Source organism: Pseudomonas sp. GW822-FHT04H02 (assembly GCF_058800645.1).
Map to the genome: position 1 here is coordinate 648,516 of NZ_JBXAMM010000002.1, position 22,047 is coordinate 670,562.

Sequence of the window (22,047 nt, forward strand, 5' to 3'; positions counted from 1 at the left end):
GACTGCTCCATCCCGCGTCTGTGTGGCCGAATTCTACAGAGCTGGCAGATCCTGTCAATCATTAAATTTTGAAAATTGCTTCCGGTTCAATCGCTTAGCTTCCTTGAAGGGGCTTTTCAGAAGGCTCGGGCCTAGCTAGAACGGGGCTTGTAGCTCTATTGATGGCGTTGCTGTCATTGAGCAAATAAATTCAGCCGGACCTGATGAAGGTCAGCGCGAAGATGCAAGGTACTGGTGCTATATACAGGTGTCGGTAGATACTTGCCTTCTGCTTTCATTGCGACCTGTGCCTTCCATGATCTCTGCCTTTATATGATGCAGCGCAAAATCATCCACATTGACTGCGATTGCTTCTACGCCGCCATCGAAATGCGCGATGCCCCGCACCTGGCCAGCAAGCCGCTGGCGGTGGGCGGGTCTGCGGATCGACGGGGGGTGATTGCTACCTGCAATTATGAGGCGCGGGCCTATGGGGTGCGCTCGGCCATGTCCTCCCGGCACGCCCTGACCCTGTGCCCGGACCTGGTGATCGTCAAGCCGCGCATGGAGGCCTATCGGGAAGCCTCCAAAGAGATCCATACGATCTTTCGCGACTACACCGACCTGATCGAGCCCCTGTCGCTGGACGAGGCCTACCTGGATGTTTCCGAAAGCCCGAGCTTTGCCGGCAGCGCCACGCGTATCGCCCAGGACATTCGCCGTCGGGTTTCCAATCAGTTGCACATCACCGTGTCGGCCGGGGTGGCGCCGAACAAATTCCTGGCGAAGATCGCCAGTGACTGGAAAAAGCCCAACGGTCTGTTTGTGATCACCCCTGACCAGGTGGAGGATTTCGTCTCCGAGCTGCCAGTGAGCAAGCTGCACGGTGTGGGCAAGGTCACGGCGGACAAGCTTGGGCGCCTGGGCATTGTCGACTGCCTGCAATTGCGGGACTGGAGCAAGCTGGCGCTGGTGCGCGAGTTCGGCAGTTTTGGCGAGCGTCTGTGGAGCCTGGCCCGGGGCATCGATGAGCGGCCAGTGCAGAACGATAGCCGGCGGCAGTCGATCAGCGTGGAGAATACCTACGACGTGGACCTGCCGGATCTGGACAGTTGCCTGCAGAAGTTGCCGGAACTGATGGAGATCCTGGCGGGGCGCATGGCGCACATCGACAGCAGCTACCGGCCGGGCAAGCCTTTCGTCAAAGTGAAGTTTCATGATTTTACCCAGACCACCCTGGAACAGGCGGGGGCGGGGCGTGACCTGGAGAGTTATCGGCAATTGCTGACCCAAGCCTTCAAGCGCGGCGGCAAGCCGGTGCGCCTGCTGGGAATTGGCGTGCGTTTGCAGGATATGCGCGGCGCTCATGAACAGCTGGAGCTGTTCCGAGGGGGGGGGTAGGGGCTGGCCGGTTGCGATCCATCCGAGGCATCGCTTTCGCCGGCAAGCCGGCTCCTACAGGGGGTCAGTTGCTGCCGGGGTCGGCCACCAGGCGGCCGGCATTCTTGGTCAGGGACTTGAGGAACTCGTTCTGCAGCTCCGGATCGTTGCGGGTCAGCTCGATCAGGCTTTGCTCCAGTTCGCTGGCTTCTTCCTCCAGGCCCAGCTCCGACAGGCGCTTGACCCGGTGCACCCACTGGCTCACCTCATCATCTTCCAGGTCGTCGTAGATCAGTGCATGGGCTTCCTGCAACTTGCTGCGCAGGCCGCTGCTGATGCTCAGGGAGGAGTCCGAATGCACTTCGTCCTGAGCGTCTTCGACACTGATCTGCAGCTTGCCGATGTGATTCAGGTCCTGCTCGGAAAACGGATTGTCCAGCAGGTTCAAGCGCAGCACGCCATTGCGGTCGGTGCTCAGCTCGTAGGTCTGCTTGCCGGCCTTGACCTGCACCGGACGCTCGCTCCATGGCAGGCTCGAATACTCCAGGCGCTTGTCGCGCTGGACTTCATCGATGGCTGCCAGGTTCTGCTGGGCACGGCCATGGGAGGGCATGTTCATGAACGGGTTGAGTCCGGACACGCCGTAGCTGATCCAGTCTTTGGTCACGCTGTCCGGCAGGTTGCCCAGGGCGAACACATTGACCACATTGGCCCCGACGCCCGCCACCAGTGCCACCGCGCCCAGCGGGATCTCGTAGATCTCGCGCCAGGGTTGGTAGGGCGTGTAGCGATCGTAGCGGCGGGTGACCTCGAACTCGGTGACTTCGAAGGTCTTCTGTTCGTGAATGCGCACTCGGCGTTGCGGCAGCTCAAGCACCTTAGGCTCACCGACATCGATCTGCAGGCTGTGATCGAGCAGTTTGCGCTCGACACGTTCCTCGTGTTCGCTGCGTTGCGACATCTGGTTGGCACAGCCGCTGACCAGCAGGGCGCCGCATAAAGCGGCGCCCCCGAGGCTTAAGGTGTTTCGCTTGAACATGACTTCTCTATCTGGTTTCAGCGACGGATACGGGCTTGGAGGAAGGACAGCACGTCGGCCACGGGCAGTGCTTGCGCCTCGGCTTCGGTACGGCTCTTGTATTCCAGGTTGCCTTCGGCGAGGCCGCGGTCGCTGACCACGATCCGGTGAGGAATGCCGATCAGCTCCATGTCCGCGAACTTGATGCCCGGGCTGGTCTTCTTGTCACGATCGTCCAGCAGCACTTCGAAGCCGGCAGCGGTGAGTTCCGCGTAGAGCTTGTCGGTGGCTTCGCGAACCTGCTCGGTTTCGTAGCGCAGTGGCACCAGGGCAATCTGGAACGGCGCCAGGGTGTCGCTCCAGATGATGCCGTTGGCATCGTTGTTCTGCTCGATGGCAGCAGCCACCACACGGGATACGCCAATGCCGTAGCAACCCATTTCCAGGGTCACCGGCTTGCCGTTTTCGCCCAGCACTTCGCACTTCATCGCCTTGCTGTACTTGTTGCCCAGCTGGAAGATGTGCCCGACTTCGATGCCGCGCTTGATTTCCAGGGTGCCCTGGCCGTCCGGGCTCGGGTCGCCGGCCACCACGTTACGCAGGTCGGCCACGGTCGGAACCGGAAGATCGCGTTCCCAGTTGACGCCGAAGTAGTGCTTGTCGTCGATGTTCGCACCGATACCGAAGTCGCTCATCAGCTCGACCGAGCGGTCGATGATGATCGGCAGCGGCAGGTTCAGCGGGCCGAGGGAACCGGCGCCGGCGCCAATGGCGTCACGCAGTTCGGCATCGGACGCCATGACCAGCGGGCTGGCAACGCCAGGCTGGTTGGCGGCCTTGATTTCGTTGAGTTCGTGGTCGCCACGGATGATCAGGGCAATCAGCTTGCCTTGCTCTTCGGCGTGGACGATCAGGGTCTTGATGGTCTTTTCAATCGGCAGATTGAATTTTTCCACCAGCGCGGCAATGGTCTTGGTGTCTGGCGTATCGACCAGGCGCAGTTCTTCGGCTGGCGCTGGGCGCGAGGTTTCGCGAGGCACGGCCTCGGCCTTCTCGATGTTCGCCGCGTAGTCGGAGCCGTTGCTGAAGACGATATCGTCTTCACCGGATTCGGCCAGCACGTGGAATTCGTGGGAGCCGGCGCCGCCGATGGAGCCGTTGTCCGCTTCAACCGGGCGGAACTTCAGGCCCAGGCGGGTGAAGACATTGCAATAAGCCTGGTGCATGCGGTCGTAGGTGACCTGCAAGGACGCCTGGTCGGCGTGGAAGGAGTAGGCGTCCTTCATGATGAACTCGCGGCCGCGCATCAGACCGAAGCGTGGGCGGATTTCATCGCGGAATTTGGTCTGGATCTGGTACAGGTTCAGCGGCAGCTGCTTGTAGCTGCTCAGCTCGTTGCGAGCCAGATCGGTGATCACTTCTTCGTGGGTCGGGCCGGCGCAGAAATCGCGACCGTGACGGTCTTTGAAGCGCAGCAGCTCCGGGCCGTATTCTTCCCAGCGACCGGATTCCTGCCACAGCTCAGCCGGCTGAGTGCTCGGCATCAACACTTCAAGCGCGCCCGCGGCGTTCATTTCTTCGCGAACGATGGCTTCAACCTTGCGCATCACCCGCAAGCCCATCGGCAGCCAGGTGTACAGGCCGGAAGCCAGTTTACGGATCATGCCGGCGCGCAGCATCAGCTGATGGCTGATCACGACCGCGTCGGAAGGCGTTTCTTTCTGTGTGGCGAGCAAATATTGACTGGTGCGCATGGTAGGCCGTTGTCGGTTGCTGAAGACTGGAAGTGACGGAGCATTGTACGGGCGAGTTCCGCTGGCGTACAGGATTGCGCTCGGAGGGGGCAGGGGCTACTGCGAAAAGTGCGCAACCCCCGGGATTTTCTAGGATTCTTCGCCGACTGCAGTGCTGTTGGCGGAGCTTTCGGGCTCGGGTTTCGGCCCGGCGCGGCGGCTCTCCTGGAACCAGTGAATGGCGATCAGGATCAGTGTCGGTACCCCGAGGATCGCGGTGATGAGAAAGAAGTCGTGATAGCCGAACTTTTCCACCATGACTCCGGAATAGCCGCCGATCAGGCGCGGCAGCAGCAGCATGATGGAACTGAGCAGGGCGTACTGGGTGGCGGAGAACTTGAGGTTGGTCAGGCTCGACAGGTAGGCGACGAAGGCTGAAGTGGCCATGCCTGAACTGAAGTTGTCCAGGGAAATGGTGACGATCAGCATCTTCAGGTTCGGGCCCATGTCGGCAAGCATGAGGAACAGCAGGTTGGTCCCGGCCGATGCGGCGCCGCCGATGAACAGGATCGGCAGGATGCCGAACCGCACGATCAGCAGGCCGCCCATGCCGGCGCCGAGCAGGGTCATGATCAGCCCGAAGATCTTGCTGACCCCGGCGATCTGGTCTTTGGTGAAACCCTGGTCGATGTAGAACACGTTGGCCATGACGCCCATGACCGTGTCCGACATGCGATAGGTGGCAATCAGCCCCAATAGCAGAAAGGCTTGCCAGCGATAGCGCAGGATGAAGTCGTTGACCGGCGTCAGCACCGGCGCCAGGCCCCGGCGGCCCATGGCCGAGAGGCACAGGGTGCTGAGTGTGATGTAGAGGATGGCCCGCAGGAAGGCGCGGTCTTCCAGCAGCAGGTCCAGCAGGCTGACGCCGTCGAAGATCACGCTGGCGAAGTCGGTGTTGTACAGCTGGGTGAAGGTTGCGGGAACGGAAACCAGTAGCACGATCAGCACGAATACCGAGATCAACTGGTGAGCGAAGCTGTAGCGCCCGGCGGACAGTTGGGTGCGCAGCGGCACCGCGGGTTCACGCATCAGCAAGGTGGTGATCAGGGCCGGGATCATCAGCGCCCCGAACAGCACGTAGGTGCCGGTCCAGGCCGAGTGCTTGTAGCTGAAACCGGTGGAACCGAAGCCCTCGGCGAAAAACAGTGCGCCGGCAGTGGCCAGCAGCACGGCAACTCGATAGCCGGACATGTAACTGGCTGCCAGGGCGGCCTGGCGGCTGTCGTCGGCGATTTCCAGGCGGTAGGCGTCGATGGCGATGTCCTGGGTGGCCGAGGCGAATGCCACGATCACCGCAATGGCAATCAGCCAGGAAAGGTGCTTTTGCGGGTCGCAGAAACCCATGCCGATCAGGCCGAGAATCACCAGGGTTTGCGCCAGTACCAGCCAGGAACGACGTCGACCGAGCTTGCCCAGGAGGGGCAGGCGCCATTGGTCGAGCAGGGGCGACCATACCCACTTGAAGGCATAGGCCAGGCCGATCAGGCTGGCATAACCGATGGTTTCACGGGCCACACCGGCCTCGCGCAACCAAACCGAAAGAGTCGAGAACACCAGCATGTAAGGCATGCCGGCGGCGAAACCAAGCAGCAACAGCACGAGCGTCGAGGGGCTGGCATAGGCGGCAAGTGCGGCGCGCCAGGTTTTACGGGGCATGGGCTGAAGTCTGCCTCAGATTACGGAAACAAAGCGCGCACTCTAACCGCTGTGCTCCACCGGGCGCCAGCCATGGCGCTGAATATCCACGCGATTGTTCAGGATAGAGACACCTTCGCCACGCAGTCTGGCCCGCTGTTCGTCGCCCGAGGGACTGCCGGCCGGCAAGCTCAGGCGACCACCGGCGCCGAGCACTCGATGCCAGGGCAGGCTGGTGTCGGCGGGTAACTGGCTGAGGGTGCGCCCGACCCAGCGTGCCGCCCGTCCCAGGCCTGCCATCTCCGCCAGTTGGCCGTAGCTCACCACCCTGCCTTCGGGGACCTGGGCCAGGGTCAGGTACAGCGCCGTACGTCGGATCTGTGCAGGGCTTTGCGGCTCTTCGCTGTGTTCGGTCACATTCGCGGTTCCAGATAATAGAGGAGGGACGCTGGTCGGCTGTGGTGATCAAAGCCGGATGAGTATTGAACTCACTCTCAATACCCGGGTCAGTCCTGACTAAGGCTTGTTCAGCAGGAATAATGCCGTTTTTTTCGCAAGATCGAGTCCTCTATTGCTTATGTTGCCTAGAACTTTGCTGTGTTTCGCGGTGCTCAGCGCCTCCATGCCTGTATTGGCCGATACCGTGTGGTTGAAGAACGGTGATCGCCTGAGTGGCAAGATCAAGGTGTTCGACGGCGGCAAGCTGTTGATCCAGACCGACTATGGCGGCGCCATCAATATTGACTGGAAGCAGGTCAAGACTCTGGAGAGCGACCAGGAGCTGCTGGTCAAGCAGGATGCCTACACCGGGGAGAAGGCCAAGTCGCTGCAGGCGGCGGACGAAGGCAAGGTGATCCTGGCCAACGGCGAGGCGCCCAAGACGGTGGAGCTGGCGAGCATCCAGCAGATCATGAAGCCCAAGCCGCTGGTGGAAGACATGGTCTGGAAAGGCAACGTCGATGTGGCCATGGACTACAAGCGCGCCGAAAAGAACACCGATGACTACGACATCGACTTCAAGACCTCGGCACGTCACGGGGCCTGGCGCCACAATGCCCAGGGCGAATACAACCGTGAGTTCCAGGATCATGTGGTGACCACGGACAACTGGAGCGCCGAGTACGCTCTGGACCGTTTCATCACGGAAAAGTGGTTCTGGGAAGGGCGCCTGACCTACAAGCGGGACAAGGTCGAGGACCTGGCGCGGCAGCGGGTGGTGGGTACCGGCCCCGGCTACCAGTTCTGGGATGATGAGCTGGGTGCGTTCTCCCTGGGCTCGCTGCTCAACCGTACCGATTACGAGTACGCCGATGGCGGCAAGGACAACTTCTATTCCCTGGCGATGAAGTGGGACTACAACCGTTACCTGATCGGCAAGCGGGTGGAGTTCTTCACCAATGGCGAGGTGGGGCGGCCGCTTTCGGGGGTGGCCGACTATGCACTGGATGCCGAGATGGGGCTGCGCTACAAGGTCACCGACTGGGCTTCATTGAACCTCAAGGCGGAAAAAGACCTGATCCGCGGTACCGAAGACAGCGATCTGGACAAGACCCGCTACACCGTGGGCTTTGGCGTGACCTGGTAACCCGGGACGCATGGGCGCCTTTTCAACGAGGGCGCCGACAAAAGTGACGGGCACAAAAAAGCCCCGCTGTTGAGGGCGGGGCTTTTTTACTGGATCAGTACAAGTTAGATAACTTGAACTTCTTCAGCTTGCATGCCTTTCTGACCGCGGGTAGCGATGAAAGAAACCTGTTGGCCTTCTTTCAGGCTTTTGAAGCCGTCGGATTGGATAGCTTTGAAGTGTACGAACAGGTCGTCACCGGATTGTGGAGTGATGAAGCCGAAGCCTTTTTCATCGTTGAACCACTTAACGGTACCGGTTTGGCGATTAGACATGGTGTATCTCCTTGGACAAAGTTAACTGCGACTCAGGAAAAGCCCTGGCCGAGACTGAGTGCAAAGAGCAGGAAAAATTCTTGGAGATGGTTGGATCGAAATTCAACATCGTGTAGAGATTCTCAGTGACACAAGCAGCACAGTGGCGCCACCTTAACCCTTTTTCCTGAACGTGCCAATGGTCAGTGCGAAGGTTTCTCGGTTTTCGTGACTGACGGCGGGGCGCTCGTCGCCCAGCCCTTGAAAATCGTGGCGTGAGGCGAGAAAAACGTCCCAGACTTTGAACCCGACCTCGCGCCCCGGTAAGATGCCAGACCGTTTTTTTTCACCTCGCTATTTCAGGACACCCGCCATGAGCATCAAATCGGACAAGTGGATTCGCCGCATGGCGCAAGAGCACGGCATGATCGAGCCCTTCGTAGAGCGCCAGATGCGTGGCGAAGGCCAGGATCGGCTGATCTCCTTCGGGGTGTCGAGCTACGGCTACGACGTGCGTTGCGCCGACGAATTCAAGGTGTTCACCAACATCAATTCGGCCACTGTCGATCCGAAGAACTTCGATGAAAAGAGCTTCGTCGACATCAAGAGCGACGTCTGCATCATTCCGCCGAACTCCTTTGCCCTGGCACGCACCGTCGAGTACTTCCGCATTCCGCGCAACGTGCTGACCATCTGCCTGGGCAAGAGCACCTATGCCCGTTGCGGCATCATCGTCAACGTGACCCCGCTGGAACCCGAGTGGGAAGGCCACGTGACCCTGGAATTCTCCAACACCACCACCTTGCCGGCGAAGATCTACGCCAACGAAGGCGTGGCGCAGATGCTGTTCCTGGAGTCGGACGAAGAGTGCGAAGTGTCCTACAAGGACCGTGGCGGCAAATACCAGGGCCAGCGTGGCGTGACCCTGCCACGCACCTGAGTTCGTCTGTCTGACGAATAGCGGGAATTCCTGAGCCGGCAGGCACTCTATTGGAGGTACTGCCGGTACGCGCAAGGCGTACCCGGCACAGCTCAGGAGTGCCCTCATGAAGATAGATCCGCGAATCAGTGCCACCTTGGCCAGGCTGGAACCCAATCAGGTTGGCGTACTGGCCTGGACCCTGCTGGCGCATCCTCCCGTCAGCATGGCCGGTGGCATTCCCGGCCAGCCGGATCCCGATTCCCCGCAACCCCTTGAACCCACCGAGCCGGGCGAACCGACCCTGCCCGACGAGCCGCCTCCCGCGCCTGTCGCCTGAAGCCCGTACCGCGCCCGCCCGGCCCAGAGCCTGAACGGGCGCGGTACCGCTGTTACTTCAGGTTGCCGCTGAGAAACTGCTGCAAGCGCTCGCTTTTCGGGTTGCCCAGCACGTCCTCCGGAGCCCCTTCTTCTTCCACCAGGCCCTTGTGCAGGAACAGCACCTGGCTGGACACCTTGCGCGCAAAACTCATCTCGTGGGTGACCATGATCATGGTCCGCCCCTCTTCGGCCAGGCCCTGGATCACCTTGAGCACCTCGCCTACCAGCTCCGGGTCCAGGGCCGAGGTGGGTTCGTCGAACAGCATGACCTCCGGCTCCATGGCCAGGGCCCGGGCGATGGCCACCCGTTGCTGCTGGCCGCCGGAGAGAAACGCCGGGTACTGGCTGGCCACCCGTGCCGGCAGGCCGACCTTGTCCAGGTAACGCCGGGCGCGTTCCTCGGCCTCCCTGGTGCTGACCCCCAGCACCCGGCGCGGGGCCATGGTGATGTTTTCCAGCACGGTCATGTGGCTCCACAGGTTGAAGTGCTGGAACACCATTGCCAGGCGGGTGCGAATCCGCTGCAGCTCGGCCGGGTCGGCCACGTGCATGCCGTGGCGGTCGCTGACCATGCGGATCTGCTGGCCATCCAGGCTCATGGCGCCGTCATCCGGGGTTTCGAGAAAGTTGATGCAGCGCAGGAAGGTGCTCTTGCCCGAGCCGCTGGCGCCGATCAGGCTGATCACGTCGCCGGTCCTGGCCTTGAGGGAAACACCTTTGAGCACTTCATTGTCGCCATAGCATTTATGCAGGCCTTCAACGGTCAATTTGTACATGGGGGCGTGCATCCTCAAGGCGAAAGTAGGTAACCGCTGCGATAGGCCTCGCGACCGGCGACATGGGCGATCACCATGCCTGCGGTGGCCATGCGTCGCAGCGAGCGGGCGTACATGAGCCCGGCGTTGTTGCAATGGATGGGGGTGACCCGGTCGTGGATCGGGTCGATGATTTCGGCCACCAGTTGCCCGGCCTCCAGGTATTCCCCCGGCAGGGCGTTGAACACCAGCAGCCCGCCTACCGGGGTCGCCACCGGTTCGACGCCGGCCAGGGGCGTGGCCGGGAAGGGCAGCTCGGGCAGTGGCGGCGCTTCACCGGCGATGGCCCCAAGCCGGGTCAGGTAGTCGATCAGGGCCTGGCAGTCGAGGCTGGCCAGGCCGTGGTTGACGTCGCCCTGGCCGCGCAGCTCGACGGTCACCGCAAAGCTGCCTGTCGGGATGGCGAAACGCTCGCCGAAGCGCTGTTGCAGTTGCCACCACAGCAGGCTGAAGCATTCGTCGAACGACCAGGCCGCGGAGTCGGTGGCCAGCAGGCAGGCTTCGGCGCCCAGGTAGCGAGCCAGCGGCTCCACCCGGGGCCAGGCTTCGGGGGTGGTGTAGAGATGCGCCACAGCCTCGAAGTCGCAATGCAGGTCCAGCACCATGTCGGCATCGCAGGCCAGCCGTTGCAGGGTCAACTGCAGGGACTGCAGTTGGGTTTGCGGCCGCTGGCGCGCCAGGGCATCGATCAGGTGACGGCGGATCAGTTCAAGGTTGTGTTCAGGGTCGGCATTGAGCAGCCCTTCGATGGCATCGCCGACTTGTTCGCCCAGGTCGGCGAAGCCGCGGTTGAAGTTCTGCCCGCTTTCCAGCTGGTAGCGGCCCAGGGGCACATCCATCAGCACCTGTTCCAGGCCCACCGGATTGGCCACCGGCACCAGGACGATTTCCTGGCGCAGGCGCCCGGCGGCTTCCAGCTCCGCCAGGTGTTGCTTGAGGTGCCAGGCCACCAGCATGCCGGGCAACTCGTCGGCGTGCAGGGAGGACTGGATATAGACCTTGCCGGCGGCCTGGGGCGGGCCGAAGTGAAAGCTGTGAACCTGGCGCGCGGTGCCCGGCAGCGGGGCGAGCAGGTCGTGGATTTCGTGGCGCATTGACGGTTTTCCTGCAGCAAGTCCTAGTGGGTCGGCCCGAGGAAAGCCAGCCAGCGGCGTTCGGCGAGGCGGAACAGGCCCACCAGGGCGAAGGTCACGCACAGGTAGATGATGGCGGCGATGCCGAACGACTGAAATGTCAGGAAGGTCGCCGAGTTGGCGTCGCGGGCGATTTTCAGAATGTCGGGAATGGTCGCGGTGAAGGCCACGGTGGTGGAGTGCAGCATCAGGATCACTTCGTTGCTGTAGTAGGGCAGCGAGCGGCGCAGGGCCGAGGGCATGATCACATAGGCGTACAGCTTCCAGCCGCTCAGGCCATAGGCCTTGGCCGCTTCGACTTCGCCGTGGGCCATGCTGCGGATCGCTCCGGCGAAGATCTCCGTGGTGTAGGCGCAGGTGTTCAGGGCGAAGGCAAGGATGGTGCAGTTCATTGCATCGCGAAAGAACGCATCCAGGACTGGCTGTGCGCGAATCGCGGCGATGCTGTAGATCCCGGTGTAGCAGATCAGCAACTGGATATAGAGCGGTGTGCCACGAAACAGGTAGGTGTAGAACTGCACCGGCCAGCGGATGTAGCGCTTGGGCGAGACCCGGGCGATGGACAGCGGGATCGACACCAAAAAGCCGATGCAGATCGAGGCACTGAGTAGCCACATGGTCATGGCCAGGCCGGTCACGTGGTAGCCATCGCTATAAAGGAAGGGACGCCAGTATTCCTGCAGGAGTTCGATCATCGCACGGCCTCCCGGGCGCCGGCGGCGTAGCGCCGTTCAAGCCTGCGCAGGACAAAGTTGGAGGCACTGGTGATCAACAGGTAGATCAGCGCCGCCAGAACCAGGAAGTAGAAGAGTTGGTAGGTGCTCTTGCCGGCGTCCTGCGCAGCCTTGACCAGGTCGGCCAGGCCAATGATCGATACCAGGGCCGTGGCCTTGAGCATCACCATCCAGTTGTTGCCGATGCCTGGCAGGGCAAAGCGCATCATTTGCGGAAAGACCACGAAGCGAAAGCGCTGGCCGCGTTTCAGGCCATAGGCGGTGGCCGCTTCCACCTGGCCCCGGGGCACGGCAAGGATCGCCCCGCGAAAGGTTTCGGTGAAGTAGGCGCCATAGATGAAACCCAGGGTGATCACCCCGGCGCTGAAGGGGTTGATCTCGATGTAGTCCCACTCCATGAAATCGGTAAAGGAGGTCAACCAGGTTTGCAGGCTGTAGAAAATCAGCAGCATCAGGACCAGGTCCGGTACGCCGCGGATCAGGGTGGTGTAGAGCTGGGCCGGAACCCGCAGCAGGGCAACGCTGGACAATTTGGCGCTGGCGCCGATCAGGCCCAGCAAAACGCTGACCAGCAGCGACAACACCGACAACTTGATGGTCATCCAGGTACCTTCCAGCAGCAGAGGGCCGAAACCCTTCAGGCTGAGCGCGGAAAGCCCCAGGTTTTTTAGAAGTTCTTCGAGCATCGATCTGTGACCCGTAGCGATAAAAAAAGCGCCCATCGAGGATGGGCGCCGACAGGTTATTTACCGCTGTAGAGGTTCAGGTCACCGAAGTGTTTTTTCTGGATGGTGGCGTAGGTGCCATCATCGTGTAACGCTTTGATACCTTTATCCAGAAGCGCTTTCAGCTCTTTGTTACCTTTCGAGATACCCACTGCGGTCCTGGCCGGCAGCAGCGGGTCGTCCACCGGCTTGCTGATCTCATAGTCAGCGCCTTGCGGTGACTTGAGGAAGCCCAGTTCGGCCTGCAGCATGTCCTGGATCGAGGCATCGAGGCGCCCGGAAGTCAGGTCGGCATAGACCTGGTCCTGGTTCTGATAGGCCTGGGTCTTGACCCCGGCCTTGTCCAGCACGGCCTTGGCGTAGGCTTCCTGGATGGTGCCCTGCTCGTAGCCGACGGTCTTGCCCTTGAGCGAGGCGGTGTCTTCGCTCAGTCCCGAGCCTTTCTTGAACACGAATGCGGTGGGGCCGGAAAACAGTTCGTTGGAGAAGTCGATGACTTTCTCGCGAGCCGGGGTGACGGTCATGGACGAGATCACACCGTCGAATTTATTGGCCTTGAGGCCTGGAATCATGCCGTCGAAGTCACTTTCGACCCACTTGCACTTGACCTTCAGCTCGGCACAGATGGCATTGCCCAGGTCGATGTCGAAACCCACCAGGCTGCCGTCGGCGGCCTTGGATTCGAAGGGGGCGTAGGAAGGGTCGACGCCGAAGCGCAGTTCCTTGTATTCCTTGGCCAGCGCGGAGCCGGCGGCCATGCAGAGAGCCAATGCAGAAAGGGTCAGCAATGCTTTTTTCATTATTCAATCCCTAAGAACCAATATGAGCGCTTGTGGCGCATGAGTACTGTTACTGGACCGCATAAGACTTAATGAAAGTAGCAATTTCCGAACCAGAGTCCCGAACAGGTGTTTTAAAAGCGCTGGAAAGCAGCGACACGAGGGAACCCGTGCGCCGAGATGGGGCGTGATTTTTGGCAGGCGCCAATAAGGTGCGAAGGGGTGGGCAATCTACGATGGGCGAACTGACAGGGCTGCCAGTGCCAAGCGCGGTTGAGGGCGCCGGTGAGCTGTTCGTTTTGGAGCAGGCCCGCTTGCACAGGACGTGCAAGCGGGTGGGGGAAGGTTACTTGCCTGGAACCAGGGTCAGGCGGGTCTTGCCGTAGCTGCGCTCGAAGTTCTGCGGTTGCATCGGCAGGCTCAGGTACTGGGCCTTGAGCCAGCCGTCGATGCCGTTGGCATAGTTGGGGCTCACCGGGTTGCCGGACTGGCCGCTGCTGTTGAGGCCCATCAAGGGTTCGCTGAGGCCGAAATCCACGATCAAGCGCAGGGCCGGTGTATCGGTGATGGCAAAATCCTGCCCCCAACGGTACGCGGCGCTGTTGATGGTGTTGTGGTCGCCCCCGGCCTGAAGCGGGCCACGGATCTGCCGGCCATTGGCGTTGGTCCACTGGTAGCTGTGCAGCTTGCCCCATTGCCAGGCCTTGCGGTCGGCGCCCAGCAGTTGCTCGCCGGAGCTGATGGCGGCTGCCAGGCTACGGGCGAGGATGGCTGGCTTGTCTTCCTTTTGCGCGGTGCGCGAATCGTCCCAGAACGGGCTGTCTTCCTGGCCCAGCAGGTGGTCGGCCTGGGCCGAGTAGGAAAGGTTGCCGTTGGCGACGAAGGCTTGCCAGGCGTCACTGGACTCGGGGCCGAGCTTGTCGAGGAAGATCTGCTTGGCGCTCTCCTGCAGGAACAATTCGTACAACGCCGCGTCGGCCGAGCCGGCGCTGACCTTGCCGTCGAACGCCAGCAAGCGGCTATAGGCTTCCCTGGCCTTGGCGCGTTCGGTATCGGGCAAGGCCTCGATGGCCTGCTTCAGCGGCTGGGCCATGCCCGGAGCTTCGAACATCTTTTTCAGTTTGGCGGCGAACAGCGTGCTTTGGTCGTACTGCAGGGCGATCAGGCTGCGGTTGTCCTGCTTGCCGCTGGAGGCCAGACCGGCCATGCGCTCGGCCCGTTCCGGGGCGTGCCAGGAATTGGACAGCTGCATGCCGTAGCCCCGCGAGATCACTCGCTGGTTGGCGGTGGCGATCCAGCCCTGGGGCGGGTCCTGGTCGTAGGGGTGGAGCATCGGGTCGGCGTAGCCGTCCCAGTCGTAACGGCCATCCCAACCCGGTGAGGGCAGCAAGCCTTCGCCTTCGCGGCGGTTGGGGAAGCGCCCGGTGACTTGCCAGCCGATGTTGCTGGCGTCGGCAAACACCATGTTCAGGGCGATGGCGCGGATTTCCCGACTGGCATCCGAGGCCTTCTCGACGTTCTGCGCCCGGGACAGGTCGAAGAAGGCGTCCAGGGTCTTGTCGTCCTTGAGCTCCGGCGTCTGCAGGGCCAGGCCGAAACCGTTACCGAGCGCTGCCCCCAGCGCGCTGTTGAGCAGCGGGCCATGGCGGGTTTCGTACACGGCTTCGCGAATCGGCCGCTGGCCTTTGACGAAGTAGGTTTCGTTGCGCACGGTCACCGGCTGCCATTTGCCGTTGTTCTGGTAGTACAGGGCGTTGCCCTGGCGCTTGAGCTTTTCCAGGAACAGGTCCTGGTTGTCTCCCTCCACCGAGCTCATGCTCCAGGCCACCTTGCCGTTGAAGCCCTGGAGAATCGCCGGCAGGCCAGCGATGGAAGCGCCAGCGGCCTGGTATTTCGGCGCGCGGATCTGGGCGTAGTACCAGGCTTGCAGGTGGCTGTCGGCGGCCAGCAGGCTGCGGCCGGTGCGGCTGCGCTGTGGGGCGATGGCCAGGTTGCTGCCGCCGCGGGTGCCCAGGCTGTTGAGCTGGGCCAGACGGTTGATGGCGCGGCTGACTTCGTTCAGGCCCGGCACAGTGAGATTCAGGCCCTTGAGCTTGTCCGCTTCGGCCAGGGGCAGGGGTTCATCGGGATAGCTCGGAGTCAGCCACGGTAGTTTGTCGCTGCCGACTTTCTGCGCCAGCACCAGGGCGTTGATCTCTTCTTGCAGGTTGGCGGACTGGCCGAAGTTCAGCAGGCAGAAGATCAGCGCCGAATCCTCGGCTTTCCAGTATTCGGGGGTGTAGCCCTGGGCTGCTAGGTCCGGCGGCAGCTTGTCGCGATAGCGGAACAGGTAGGCGTTGACGCCCCGGGCATAGACCTCGAAGAAGCGCTTGATCCGTGGCGACGAAGCCTTGTACAGCTCATCGGCGCTTTTCTTCAGGTTGATCGCGCGCATCAGGCGGTCCACTTCCAGTGCGTCGGCACCGGACATTTCGGCCAGGCGGCCCTGTGCCAGCAGGCGCAGGGTCACCATCTGGCCAATGCGGTCGCTGGCGTGCACATAGCCCAGGGTGAACAGGGCGTCATGGAAGCTGCTGCTTTCGATCAGCGGTACGCCGACCGCGTTGCGCCGCACGGAAACGTTCTGTGCCAGGCCCTTGAGCGGTTGCACGCCAGAGGTGGGGGGCAGGGTGTCTTGAGTGTTCCAGGACTGGCAACCGGCCAGGCTCAGAGCACTGGCCACTGCCGCGGCAACGCCGAACCGGGGAAGAAAATGTGAGAAGGCTGGCGAGGCCATGGCAAAGCTCCTGCGGGGGGTAGCGTCGATAAAGGCGCTACGTTAGTGAGCAGGCGAGTGCCGCGCAAGCGGGGGCAGGAGGTATTTCTCGACGACGCTGCAAATAGCGATCGCCGGCGCGTCGGCGCCTGGCAAAACCCGTAGGAGCCGGCTTGCCGGCGAAGAGGCCTTCTGGCCTTGGCTGGCCCTTGCGGGCACCGTGACTGGCAAGCCAGCTCCTGCAGGCACAAGGTTTAGGAGGCGGGATTGACCTGCTCTACCAGGGCATAGGCCCGCTCGGTAGCCGGTCGGGCCTGGATGCTGTTGAACCAGCGCTGCAGATGCGGGAAGTCCTCGAGTTTCTGGCTCTGCTTCTTGTAGGAAGCGATCCAGGGATAGATCGCCATGTCGGCAATGCTGTAGTCGCTGCCGGCGACGAACTTGCGGTCCGCCAGGCGCCGATCGAGCACGCCGTACAGGCGCGCGGTTTCATCCACATAACGTTTGATGGCGTAGGGGATCTTTTCCGGGGCGAACTGGCTGAAGTGATGATTCTGCCCAGCCATCGGCCCCAAACCGCCCATCTGCCAGAACAGCCATTGCAGGGCTTCCTGGCGCCCGCGCAGGTCCTGGGGCAGGAACTGGCCGGTCTTTTCCGCGAGGTACAACAGGATCGCCCCGGACTCGAACAGCGACAGTGGCTGGCCGCCATCGGCGGGTTGGTGGTCAACGATCGCCGGAATGCGGTTGTTGGGCGCGATCTTCAGGAATTCGGGCTTGAATTGCTCACCCAGGCCGATGTTCACCGGGTACAGGGTGTAGGGCAGGCCGGCTTCTTCCAGGAACAGGGAGATCTTGTGGCCGTTGGGGGTGGTCCAGTAATACAGGTCGATCATGGAACGCTCCAATTGGGATGTATCTGTGCTTAAGGACAGCAAACTCCGGCATTAGGTCGTCCTGTCTGCATTCGATGGCTTGCCTGAACAGCTAAGTGATGCTCAAGTGCGGCAAATTCAATGACCTCGACAGAGAAAAACATGCCCCTTCCGGCCAGCACCGCACTGATGCTCATCGACCAGCAGCAAGGCATCCTCCAGCCTCGGCTTGGCCCGCGCAACAACCCCGAGGCGCAGGTGCGGATGCTCGAACTGCTGGCCCACTGGCGCGCCCACGGCTGGCCGGTGATCCATGTGCAACACCTGTCGCGTTCGCCGGATTCGGTGTTCTGGCCCGGGCAGTCGGGGGTGGAGTTTCAACCGTGCTTTGAGCCCCGGGACGGGGAATGGCGGGTTCAGAAGCAGGTGCCGGATGCGTTTTGCGCCAATTCGCTGGAAGCGGATTTTCGGCGCGAGGGGATTGCCGGGTTGGTGATTGTCGGTGTTGCCACCAACAACTCTGTGGAGTCGACGGCGCGTACGGCTGGCAACCTGGGCTTTGCCGTGTGGGTGGTGGCCGACGCCTGCTACACCTTCGACAAGCCCGACTTCAGCCGTCGGGCCCGTAGTGCCGAGGAGGTGCATGCCATGTCGCTGGCCAATCTGGATGGCGAGTACGCCACCGTCCTGGACCTGTCGCAGTTGCTGGCCCAGGAGGCCGGGCGCAGCTGAAGGCGCAAGTGCTCAGGCAGGCCCCGCCCGCGCTCAGGTCAGGCGCCGTGGCACTTCTTGAATTTCTTGCTGCTGCCGCATGGGCAAGGGTCGTTGCGGCCAACGTCTTTCAGTGCGTTGCGTACCGGCTCCTGGTGGGCGTGGTTGCAGTGCGGGCCGTGAACATGGCCATGGTCGTGATCGTGGTGGTCATGATCGTGGTTGCAGTCAGGTCCATGGACATGAGGTTGCTGGGTCATTGCGGGTTACTCCGGGATAAAATCGCCGGGAATTATCACGCCATTGCGCTTCAGGTGCACGTCCTGGCCGATGAATAATCCGATTTCCAGTTCCCCTTCGAGGCGGTAGGGGATAGGTCGCTCGGGCTTGCGCAGCAATTTCACCACATCGCGGATCTGCGGCCACAGGTTGGTCCGCACCGGCACCTTGAAAAAGCGGCTGCTGTGGGGCGTGACGGTGAACCAGTGTTCGTGCTCGCCTTCGCTGAGCAGGAAGCGCTCCAGGTAGACCTTGTAGGTCAGGCGACGCACGGTCAGGTCGCTGTCGTTGGGGTTATCCACCCGCAGGTGCAGGGTGAAGCGTTGTTCCAGCAGGTTGGCCTTGACCACCTCGACCTTGACCAGATGCACCGTCGGGTCGACGGACTCATCGCTGAACCAGGAGGCACAACCCGTCAGGCCCAGCGCGCCGAGCAGGCACAAGGTTCGTAACGCACGCAGCTCACCGATCATTGCAAGACTCCCTCTGGATGCCGGTGCCCATCCTGGGCCCGGGTTGGTATCGGCCAGTCGCGGCTCAGCGGCTGAAGTAGCTGGCGCAGCACTTCTTGAACTTGTGCCCGCTGCCACAGGGGCAGGCGTCGTTGCGGCCGGATTTGAGGGGAACCGTGGGGTCGATGAAATACCAGCGTCCCTGGTTCTGCACGAAGGATGAGCGTTCGCGGTGGCTATGCTCGCCCTGGCTGTCGTGCCAGCGGGCAGTAAAGGTGACAAAGGCATGCTCGGGCTGGCCGCCGAAGACTTCCGAGCTTTCGACCTGCAACCCCAGCCAGGTGCTTTGGGCGCTCCAGTCGCTGATGGACTGGCGATCCAGGCCCGCCTGTTGCGCCGGCAGGGTGGTGGCCAGCAGGTAATCCACCTGCCCCAGCACATAGGCGCTGTAGCGCGAACGCATCAGGGCTTCCGCGCAGGGCGCGGGATGGCCGGCATGGTAGTGGCCGCAGCAGGCATCCAGCAGGTTGCCGCTGCCGCAGGGACAAATCGAGGCACTCATTGTGTTACCACCAATACTTTCCAAAGTTTTCCGGGTTTGCCCAGAAGCGTGAATTGAGCCAATCGGGCACTTGCTTGTATTCAAGCAGATCGTAGGTGAACAGGGTCAGGACCTGTTCATCGCGCTGAAAGCGTTCGCTGGCCTGCAACGCCAGGGAATAGAAGTCGGTTTCCTGCCAGCCGCAGGCCTGCAGATCGGCCAGCACGGCGATCCGGCTGGCATTGAGGTTGCGGATGCCTCCCAGCAGGTTCAGGCCGTCGCGCTTGGGCAAGTGCTCCAGGCAATCCACGGCCAGGGCCAGGTCGAAACGCCGCGCTGCCAGTTCCGCAGGCAGAGGGCCGGGTGCCGCCTGGGCCACTTGGGTCGAGGGGTGGGCCTCCTTGAAGGCAGCCAGGGCGGGGAAGTCGCTGGCACCGATCAGCAGCAGCTGTTGTGGTGCGTAGCGATCCAGCAAAGCCGCCAGGGCCTGCTGCGGGGTACGGTCGGAAATGCCGGCGCTCATCTTAGCTCCTCGGTCAGAACGCTAAAGACTAGCGTGCCGGCATCTGCGGGCCTAGAGCGGTTCACCACTAAATCGGCGAACCTCCCGTGTTTACGGGGCGAAACCGGTGATAGCCAGGTGCTGGCGCAGATGAAATGCGCGGTCTTTACTCCGTGAATCGGCCTTGAGCCGATCCCTCAGGAGAAATCAGATGAGCATCATTCGGACGGCAGTACCCCTGGTTCTGTTAACCAGTGTGTTGACTGGTTGTGCAGGTTTGCAGAAAACCGACTGGCCGATCTGCGCCGCGGTAGGTGGCGTCACGGGCGCGGCGCTGGGCGCCACCGAAAGCTCCTCGTGGGCGGGCGGCGGCGCACTGGTGGTCGGTGGCCTGGCGGGTGCGTACTGCTGGGTAAAAGGTGATGGCGACGAGGACGGCGATGGCGTGCCGGACAGCCGCGACAAGTGCCCACACACACCCAGAGGCGTCCAGGTCGATGCCAACGGCTGCCCACCACCGCCACCGGTGGTAGAAGAGGTGGTAGTGGTCAAGGAAGAAACCATTGTCATTCGTGATGTGCACTTCCATTTCGACTCGGCCAAGCTGACCGATGCCGACAAAACCAAGCTCAACACCATTGTCACCCGACTGAAACAGGAGGCGTCGAGTGCCCAACTGCGAGTGACCGGCCATACCGACAGCGTCGGCAGCGATGCCTACAACCAGAAACTCTCGGACAAGCGCGCCCACTCGGTCGTGGAGTACCTGATCAGCAACGGCATTCCCCGCAGCAGCTTCGTCTCGGTAACCGGTGCCGGTGAAAGCAAGCCAGTGGCGGATAACAAGACCGCCGAAGGCCGGGCGATGAACCGTCGTACGGAAATCCAGATCAACCGCTGAAACCCCAGGGCCTGTGCGGCGACGAGCCGCACGTGGCCGCCTCTGCTCCTGTGCCAGGACCATGCTGATGGCGCAGGAGCCTTTGATCCCGGTGCCTTCTCGGCGATGGGCTCAGCCTGTCTGTAACGGGCGATCCTCGTCGATCCGGTGGCTAAACAGCCACTTCGTGAAGAATTTTCATTCCCCTCTGGCTTACCCCCGGGATAAGTCGTTACTGTGCGCGCAAAGAATAATTCACGAGGGGAGCGTATGAAGGTTTTATGGGGGCTGGGGAAGTTTCTGACCTTGGTTTTCTGGTTGGTGGTGCTGATCAACCTGGCCAGGCCGTTGATCAACCCGCTGCATCTTCTAGTGAATCTGGCGGGCAGCCTGTTGCTGCTGACCCATTTGCTGGAACTGCTGCTGTTCAACGGCAGCCTCAAGGATCGGCCACATCCCTGGCGTGACCGGCTGTACATCCTGCTGGTGGGGATCTTCCACCTGCAGACTCTTCCTGCTCCTGTCGTTGTCGAGGCCGACCATGCGTAAGCTCTGCCTGCTGGCTCTTTTCTGCAGCCCCCTGGCCATGGCCCAGGTGGTCAAGGTCGAAACCAACTCCCTGATGCGTCTGCCCAATACCGCCAGCACTCTGCAACTGGAGCGGCTGGAAGTGGCGGACTATGGCACCTTGCTGATCCCGGCCAATGTCACCGAACTCAAGGTGGACGAACTGCGGCTGGGGCATGAGGCGCGGATCGCCATCGTCCCTACCGAACAGAGCCTGCACTTGACTGTCCGCCGTGCGGAGCTGGAAGCGGGCAGCCAGATCACTTCCCGCGGCGCGCCGGGTACCTACCTGAAGGCCGCCAAGCCGGGGCGCAACCTGAACCTGCGCATCGAGTCGTTACAGGCCGAGACGCTGTCCGTGGACGCCCGGGGTGGTGCCGGTGCGCCGGGTTATGTCGGTCTGGATGGCGCCAATGGCCAGGAACCGGGCTGCACCTGGGGCAGCGCGGGGCGTGGGGCTGACGGTGACAATGGCGGCGATGGCCGTCCTGGTGCGGCAGGCGCCCAGGTCCGGGTGGAACTGCCGCGGGACTTCCCCAGCGAGCAGATCAAGGTCTGGGTCGATGGTGGCGCAGGCGGGCTGGCCGGTGCCGGTGGCAAGCCGGGTGCGGGCGGCAAGTCCAAGGGGTGCCTGGTGTACCGCACCGACGGTGGCAAGAGCGGACGGCCCGGCGCCCAGGGGCAGCCCGGCCCGGCCGGCGAGCCTGGCGCGCTGACGGTGCAGCGCCTGTAACGTAACGTTTGCGTTGAACCTTGCCCGGCCGCCCGCTTCTGTAGCGGGCGGCCTGTTTTCAGAAGGTCGGCCGGGCCGCCGCCAGGGCGACCAGCACCAGACCGATGATCAGGTTGCTGCCCACCAACCGGCGGATCTTGCCCAGCGCCGCGGCACCAGCGGGCCAATCCTCGGCCGCTACTGCCTTGCGCAGCTCCGGCAACTGCAAGGACTGGATGCGGATGAACAGGGCGGTCATCACCAGGTACAGGCCCATCATGATCTGCACATACTTGGGCGCGGTTTCAAAGCCGCTGAAGCGCAAATGCAGCAGGCCGATACCGCTGATCGGCAACAGCACCACGGCGATCCACACCCAGACGAAAAAACGCGGAAACACTTGCGCCCACAACTTCAGCCGCGCCGGCCCCTCCAGGGCCACCATGGCCGCCGGGCGCAGGACCATCCAGGCGAAGAACATGCCGCCGACCCAGACCAGGGCGGCCAGGACATGCAGGGTGTAGGCAAGGGCGAAAGGGGTCATTCGGGTACTCCGTTCTGCGCGGGATGAATTAGCGGGGTATGATAGCGGCCGATTCGAACC

General features: G+C 62.2%; 25 protein-coding genes and 1 tRNA gene (1 of these 26 cut by a window edge). 8 read left to right on the forward strand and 18 right to left on the reverse strand.

The features are described 5' to 3' along the window. A tRNA-Met gene (locus AC1RMG_RS09750) sits at positions 1-17 on the reverse strand (it extends 160 nt beyond the left edge of the window). A 295-nt stretch (positions 18-312) separates the two neighbouring features. On the opposite strand from AC1RMG_RS09750, the gene dinB reads away from it, so the two are divergent. Beyond that, complete coding sequence (gene dinB, locus AC1RMG_RS09755; RefSeq protein WP_493169107.1) at positions 313-1,380, forward strand: DNA polymerase IV; 1,068 nt, start codon at positions 313-315, stop codon at positions 1,378-1,380. Between the two features lie 64 nt (positions 1,381-1,444). Here the strand turns inward: dinB and AC1RMG_RS09760 are convergent, their stop codons facing one another. The 4 genes from AC1RMG_RS09760 to AC1RMG_RS09775 all read right to left on the reverse strand — a co-directional run bounded on the left by AC1RMG_RS09760 (position 1,445) and on the right by AC1RMG_RS09775 (position 6,222). Continuing rightward, the gene (locus tag AC1RMG_RS09760; RefSeq protein ID WP_011059599.1) at positions 1,445-2,398 is read right to left on the reverse strand and encodes a hypothetical protein; all 954 of its coding nucleotides are present in this window, start codon (positions 2,396-2,398) and stop codon (positions 1,445-1,447) included. Positions 2,399-2,415: 17 nt separating this feature from the next. Continuing rightward, positions 2,416-4,131, reverse strand: coding sequence for a proline--tRNA ligase (locus tag AC1RMG_RS09765; protein WP_493169109.1), 1,716 nt, complete (start codon positions 4,129-4,131; stop codon positions 2,416-2,418). 129 nt (positions 4,132-4,260) lie between these two features. Continuing rightward, entirely contained in the window at positions 4,261-5,826 is a 1,566-nt protein-coding gene (locus AC1RMG_RS09770; RefSeq protein ID WP_125062673.1) for an AmpG family muropeptide MFS transporter, read from the reverse strand. Positions 5,827-5,868: 42 nt separating this feature from the next. Continuing rightward, positions 5,869-6,222, reverse strand: coding sequence for an MGMT family protein (locus tag AC1RMG_RS09775; RefSeq protein WP_015634389.1), 354 nt, complete (start codon positions 6,220-6,222; stop codon positions 5,869-5,871). A gap of 160 nt (positions 6,223-6,382) precedes the next feature. Here AC1RMG_RS09775 and AC1RMG_RS09780 point away from each other — a divergent pair, with 160 nt between their 5' ends. After that, the gene (locus AC1RMG_RS09780) at positions 6,383-7,390 is read left to right on the forward strand and encodes a DUF481 domain-containing protein (RefSeq protein WP_026020131.1); all 1,008 of its coding nucleotides are present in this window, start codon (positions 6,383-6,385) and stop codon (positions 7,388-7,390) included. Between the two features lie 104 nt (positions 7,391-7,494). Here AC1RMG_RS09780 and AC1RMG_RS09785 read toward each other — a convergent pair whose 3' ends face one another. After that, the gene (locus tag AC1RMG_RS09785; RefSeq protein WP_002554837.1) at positions 7,495-7,704 is read right to left on the reverse strand and encodes a cold-shock protein; all 210 of its coding nucleotides are present in this window, start codon (positions 7,702-7,704) and stop codon (positions 7,495-7,497) included. Between the two features lie 352 nt (positions 7,705-8,056). Here AC1RMG_RS09785 and dcd point away from each other — a divergent pair, with 352 nt between their 5' ends. After that, positions 8,057-8,623, forward strand: coding sequence for a dCTP deaminase (dcd, locus tag AC1RMG_RS09790; RefSeq protein WP_011059604.1), 567 nt, complete (start codon positions 8,057-8,059; stop codon positions 8,621-8,623). Positions 8,624-8,729: 106 nt separating this feature from the next. Then, complete coding sequence (locus AC1RMG_RS09795) at positions 8,730-8,942, forward strand: hypothetical protein (protein ID WP_011059605.1); 213 nt, start codon at positions 8,730-8,732, stop codon at positions 8,940-8,942. A gap of 52 nt (positions 8,943-8,994) precedes the next feature. On the opposite strand, the gene AC1RMG_RS09800 is transcribed toward AC1RMG_RS09795, so the two are convergent. The 7 genes from AC1RMG_RS09800 to AC1RMG_RS09830 form a co-directional block, all read right to left on the reverse strand. Next, on the reverse strand, positions 8,995-9,759 hold the full coding sequence (locus tag AC1RMG_RS09800; protein ID WP_015634391.1) for an ABC transporter ATP-binding protein: 765 nt from the start codon (positions 9,757-9,759) through the stop codon (positions 8,995-8,997). A gap of 14 nt (positions 9,760-9,773) precedes the next feature. Beyond that, the gene (locus tag AC1RMG_RS09805; protein ID WP_011059607.1) at positions 9,774-10,892 is read right to left on the reverse strand and encodes a succinylglutamate desuccinylase/aspartoacylase family protein; all 1,119 of its coding nucleotides are present in this window, start codon (positions 10,890-10,892) and stop codon (positions 9,774-9,776) included. Between the two features lie 23 nt (positions 10,893-10,915). Continuing rightward, the gene (locus tag AC1RMG_RS09810) at positions 10,916-11,626 is read right to left on the reverse strand and encodes an ABC transporter permease (protein ID WP_011059608.1); all 711 of its coding nucleotides are present in this window, start codon (positions 11,624-11,626) and stop codon (positions 10,916-10,918) included. Then, complete coding sequence (locus AC1RMG_RS09815) at positions 11,623-12,351, reverse strand: ABC transporter permease (protein WP_011059609.1); 729 nt, start codon at positions 12,349-12,351, stop codon at positions 11,623-11,625. The genes AC1RMG_RS09810 and AC1RMG_RS09815 overlap by 4 nt, the downstream gene beginning before the upstream one ends. A 56-nt stretch (positions 12,352-12,407) precedes the next feature. Next, complete coding sequence (locus AC1RMG_RS09820) at positions 12,408-13,190, reverse strand: transporter substrate-binding domain-containing protein (RefSeq protein ID WP_493169112.1); 783 nt, start codon at positions 13,188-13,190, stop codon at positions 12,408-12,410. Between the two features lie 325 nt (positions 13,191-13,515). After that, positions 13,516-15,945, reverse strand: coding sequence for a penicillin acylase family protein (locus AC1RMG_RS09825; protein ID WP_053149396.1), 2,430 nt, complete (start codon positions 15,943-15,945; stop codon positions 13,516-13,518). Between the two features lie 233 nt (positions 15,946-16,178). After that, positions 16,179-16,820 (reverse strand): glutathione binding-like protein, encoded by a 642-nt coding sequence (locus tag AC1RMG_RS09830; protein ID WP_015634395.1) that lies wholly within the window; start codon positions 16,818-16,820, stop codon positions 16,179-16,181. A gap of 141 nt (positions 16,821-16,961) precedes the next feature. Here AC1RMG_RS09830 and AC1RMG_RS09835 point away from each other — a divergent pair, with 141 nt between their 5' ends. Next, entirely contained in the window at positions 16,962-17,531 is a 570-nt protein-coding gene (locus tag AC1RMG_RS09835) for a cysteine hydrolase family protein (protein WP_125062677.1), read from the forward strand. Positions 17,532-17,569: 38 nt separating this feature from the next. On the opposite strand, the gene AC1RMG_RS09840 is transcribed toward AC1RMG_RS09835, so the two are convergent. From AC1RMG_RS09840 to AC1RMG_RS09855, 4 genes are all read right to left on the reverse strand, one after another. After that, a complete protein-coding gene (locus AC1RMG_RS09840; protein ID WP_007923047.1) occupies positions 17,570-17,770 on the reverse strand; it encodes an SEC-C metal-binding domain-containing protein in 201 nt (66 codons plus the stop codon). 6 nt (positions 17,771-17,776) lie between these two features. After that, positions 17,777-18,262: an LEA/WHy family protein gene (locus AC1RMG_RS09845; RefSeq protein ID WP_015634397.1), complete on the reverse strand. Its 486-nt coding sequence runs from the start codon at positions 18,260-18,262 to the stop codon at positions 17,777-17,779. Positions 18,263-18,326: 64 nt separating this feature from the next. Further along, positions 18,327-18,803 carry a YchJ family protein gene (locus tag AC1RMG_RS09850; RefSeq protein ID WP_011059615.1) on the reverse strand — a complete coding sequence of 159 codons (477 nt, stop codon included), beginning with the start codon at positions 18,801-18,803 and terminating at the stop codon, positions 18,327-18,329. Positions 18,804-18,807: 4 nt separating this feature from the next. After that, positions 18,808-19,305: a DUF6231 family protein gene (locus tag AC1RMG_RS09855; protein WP_174394836.1), complete on the reverse strand. Its 498-nt coding sequence runs from the start codon at positions 19,303-19,305 to the stop codon at positions 18,808-18,810. Positions 19,306-19,495: 190 nt separating this feature from the next. Between AC1RMG_RS09855 and AC1RMG_RS09860 the strand changes: the two genes are divergently transcribed. The 3 genes from AC1RMG_RS09860 to AC1RMG_RS09870 all read left to right on the forward strand — a co-directional run bounded on the left by AC1RMG_RS09860 (position 19,496) and on the right by AC1RMG_RS09870 (position 21,464). Continuing rightward, positions 19,496-20,185 (forward strand): PA1041 family peptidoglycan-binding anchor lipoprotein, encoded by a 690-nt coding sequence (locus tag AC1RMG_RS09860; RefSeq protein ID WP_011059617.1) that lies wholly within the window; start codon positions 19,496-19,498, stop codon positions 20,183-20,185. Positions 20,186-20,434: 249 nt separating this feature from the next. Then, complete coding sequence (locus AC1RMG_RS09865; RefSeq protein WP_011059618.1) at positions 20,435-20,713, forward strand: DUF1145 domain-containing protein; 279 nt, start codon at positions 20,435-20,437, stop codon at positions 20,711-20,713. After that, positions 20,706-21,464 carry a hypothetical protein gene (locus AC1RMG_RS09870; RefSeq protein ID WP_026020132.1) on the forward strand — a complete coding sequence of 253 codons (759 nt, stop codon included), beginning with the start codon at positions 20,706-20,708 and terminating at the stop codon, positions 21,462-21,464. The genes AC1RMG_RS09865 and AC1RMG_RS09870 overlap by 8 nt, the downstream gene beginning before the upstream one ends. A gap of 58 nt (positions 21,465-21,522) precedes the next feature. Here the strand turns inward: AC1RMG_RS09870 and AC1RMG_RS09875 are convergent, their stop codons facing one another. Continuing rightward, positions 21,523-21,987 carry a CopD family protein gene (locus AC1RMG_RS09875; protein WP_011059620.1) on the reverse strand — a complete coding sequence of 155 codons (465 nt, stop codon included), beginning with the start codon at positions 21,985-21,987 and terminating at the stop codon, positions 21,523-21,525. Between the last annotated feature and the right edge of the window lie 60 nt (positions 21,988-22,047).

Coding starts and splice junctions, on each gene's coding strand:
- AC1RMG_RS09785 (WP_002554837.1), bottom strand. CDS start 7,704: ATGTCTAATCGCCAAACCGGTACCGTTAAGTGGTTCAACGATGAAAAA.
- AC1RMG_RS09870 (WP_026020132.1), top strand. CDS start 20,706: ATGCGTAAGCTCTGCCTGCTGGCTCTTTTCTGCAGCCCCCTGGCCATG.
- AC1RMG_RS09820 (WP_493169112.1), bottom strand. CDS start 13,190: ATGAAAAAAGCATTGCTGACCCTTTCTGCATTGGCTCTCTGCATGGCC.
- dcd (WP_011059604.1), top strand. CDS start 8,057: ATGAGCATCAAATCGGACAAGTGGATTCGCCGCATGGCGCAAGAGCAC.
- AC1RMG_RS09855 (WP_174394836.1), bottom strand. CDS start 19,305: ATGAGCGCCGGCATTTCCGACCGTACCCCGCAGCAGGCCCTGGCGGCT.
- AC1RMG_RS09845 (WP_015634397.1), bottom strand. CDS start 18,262: ATGATCGGTGAGCTGCGTGCGTTACGAACCTTGTGCCTGCTCGGCGCG.
- AC1RMG_RS09770 (WP_125062673.1), bottom strand. CDS start 5,826: ATGCCCCGTAAAACCTGGCGCGCCGCACTTGCCGCCTATGCCAGCCCC.
- AC1RMG_RS09765 (WP_493169109.1), bottom strand. CDS start 4,131: ATGCGCACCAGTCAATATTTGCTCGCCACACAGAAAGAAACGCCTTCC.
- AC1RMG_RS09800 (WP_015634391.1), bottom strand. CDS start 9,759: ATGTACAAATTGACCGTTGAAGGCCTGCATAAATGCTATGGCGACAAT.
- AC1RMG_RS09825 (WP_053149396.1), bottom strand. CDS start 15,945: ATGGCCTCGCCAGCCTTCTCACATTTTCTTCCCCGGTTCGGCGTTGCC.
- AC1RMG_RS09815 (WP_011059609.1), bottom strand. CDS start 12,351: ATGCTCGAAGAACTTCTAAAAAACCTGGGGCTTTCCGCGCTCAGCCTG.
- AC1RMG_RS09795 (WP_011059605.1), top strand. CDS start 8,730: ATGAAGATAGATCCGCGAATCAGTGCCACCTTGGCCAGGCTGGAACCC.
- AC1RMG_RS09760 (WP_011059599.1), bottom strand. CDS start 2,398: ATGTTCAAGCGAAACACCTTAAGCCTCGGGGGCGCCGCTTTATGCGGC.
- AC1RMG_RS09860 (WP_011059617.1), top strand. CDS start 19,496: ATGAGCATCATTCGGACGGCAGTACCCCTGGTTCTGTTAACCAGTGTG.
- AC1RMG_RS09850 (WP_011059615.1), bottom strand. CDS start 18,803: ATGAGTGCCTCGATTTGTCCCTGCGGCAGCGGCAACCTGCTGGATGCC.
- AC1RMG_RS09835 (WP_125062677.1), top strand. CDS start 16,962: ATGCCCCTTCCGGCCAGCACCGCACTGATGCTCATCGACCAGCAGCAA.
- AC1RMG_RS09805 (WP_011059607.1), bottom strand. CDS start 10,892: ATGCGCCACGAAATCCACGACCTGCTCGCCCCGCTGCCGGGCACCGCG.
- AC1RMG_RS09865 (WP_011059618.1), top strand. CDS start 20,435: ATGAAGGTTTTATGGGGGCTGGGGAAGTTTCTGACCTTGGTTTTCTGG.
- dinB (WP_493169107.1), top strand. CDS start 313: ATGATGCAGCGCAAAATCATCCACATTGACTGCGATTGCTTCTACGCC.
- AC1RMG_RS09780 (WP_026020131.1), top strand. CDS start 6,383: ATGTTGCCTAGAACTTTGCTGTGTTTCGCGGTGCTCAGCGCCTCCATG.
- AC1RMG_RS09840 (WP_007923047.1), bottom strand. CDS start 17,770: ATGACCCAGCAACCTCATGTCCATGGACCTGACTGCAACCACGATCAT.
- AC1RMG_RS09830 (WP_015634395.1), bottom strand. CDS start 16,820: ATGATCGACCTGTATTACTGGACCACCCCCAACGGCCACAAGATCTCC.
- AC1RMG_RS09875 (WP_011059620.1), bottom strand. CDS start 21,987: ATGACCCCTTTCGCCCTTGCCTACACCCTGCATGTCCTGGCCGCCCTG.
- AC1RMG_RS09810 (WP_011059608.1), bottom strand. CDS start 11,626: ATGATCGAACTCCTGCAGGAATACTGGCGTCCCTTCCTTTATAGCGAT.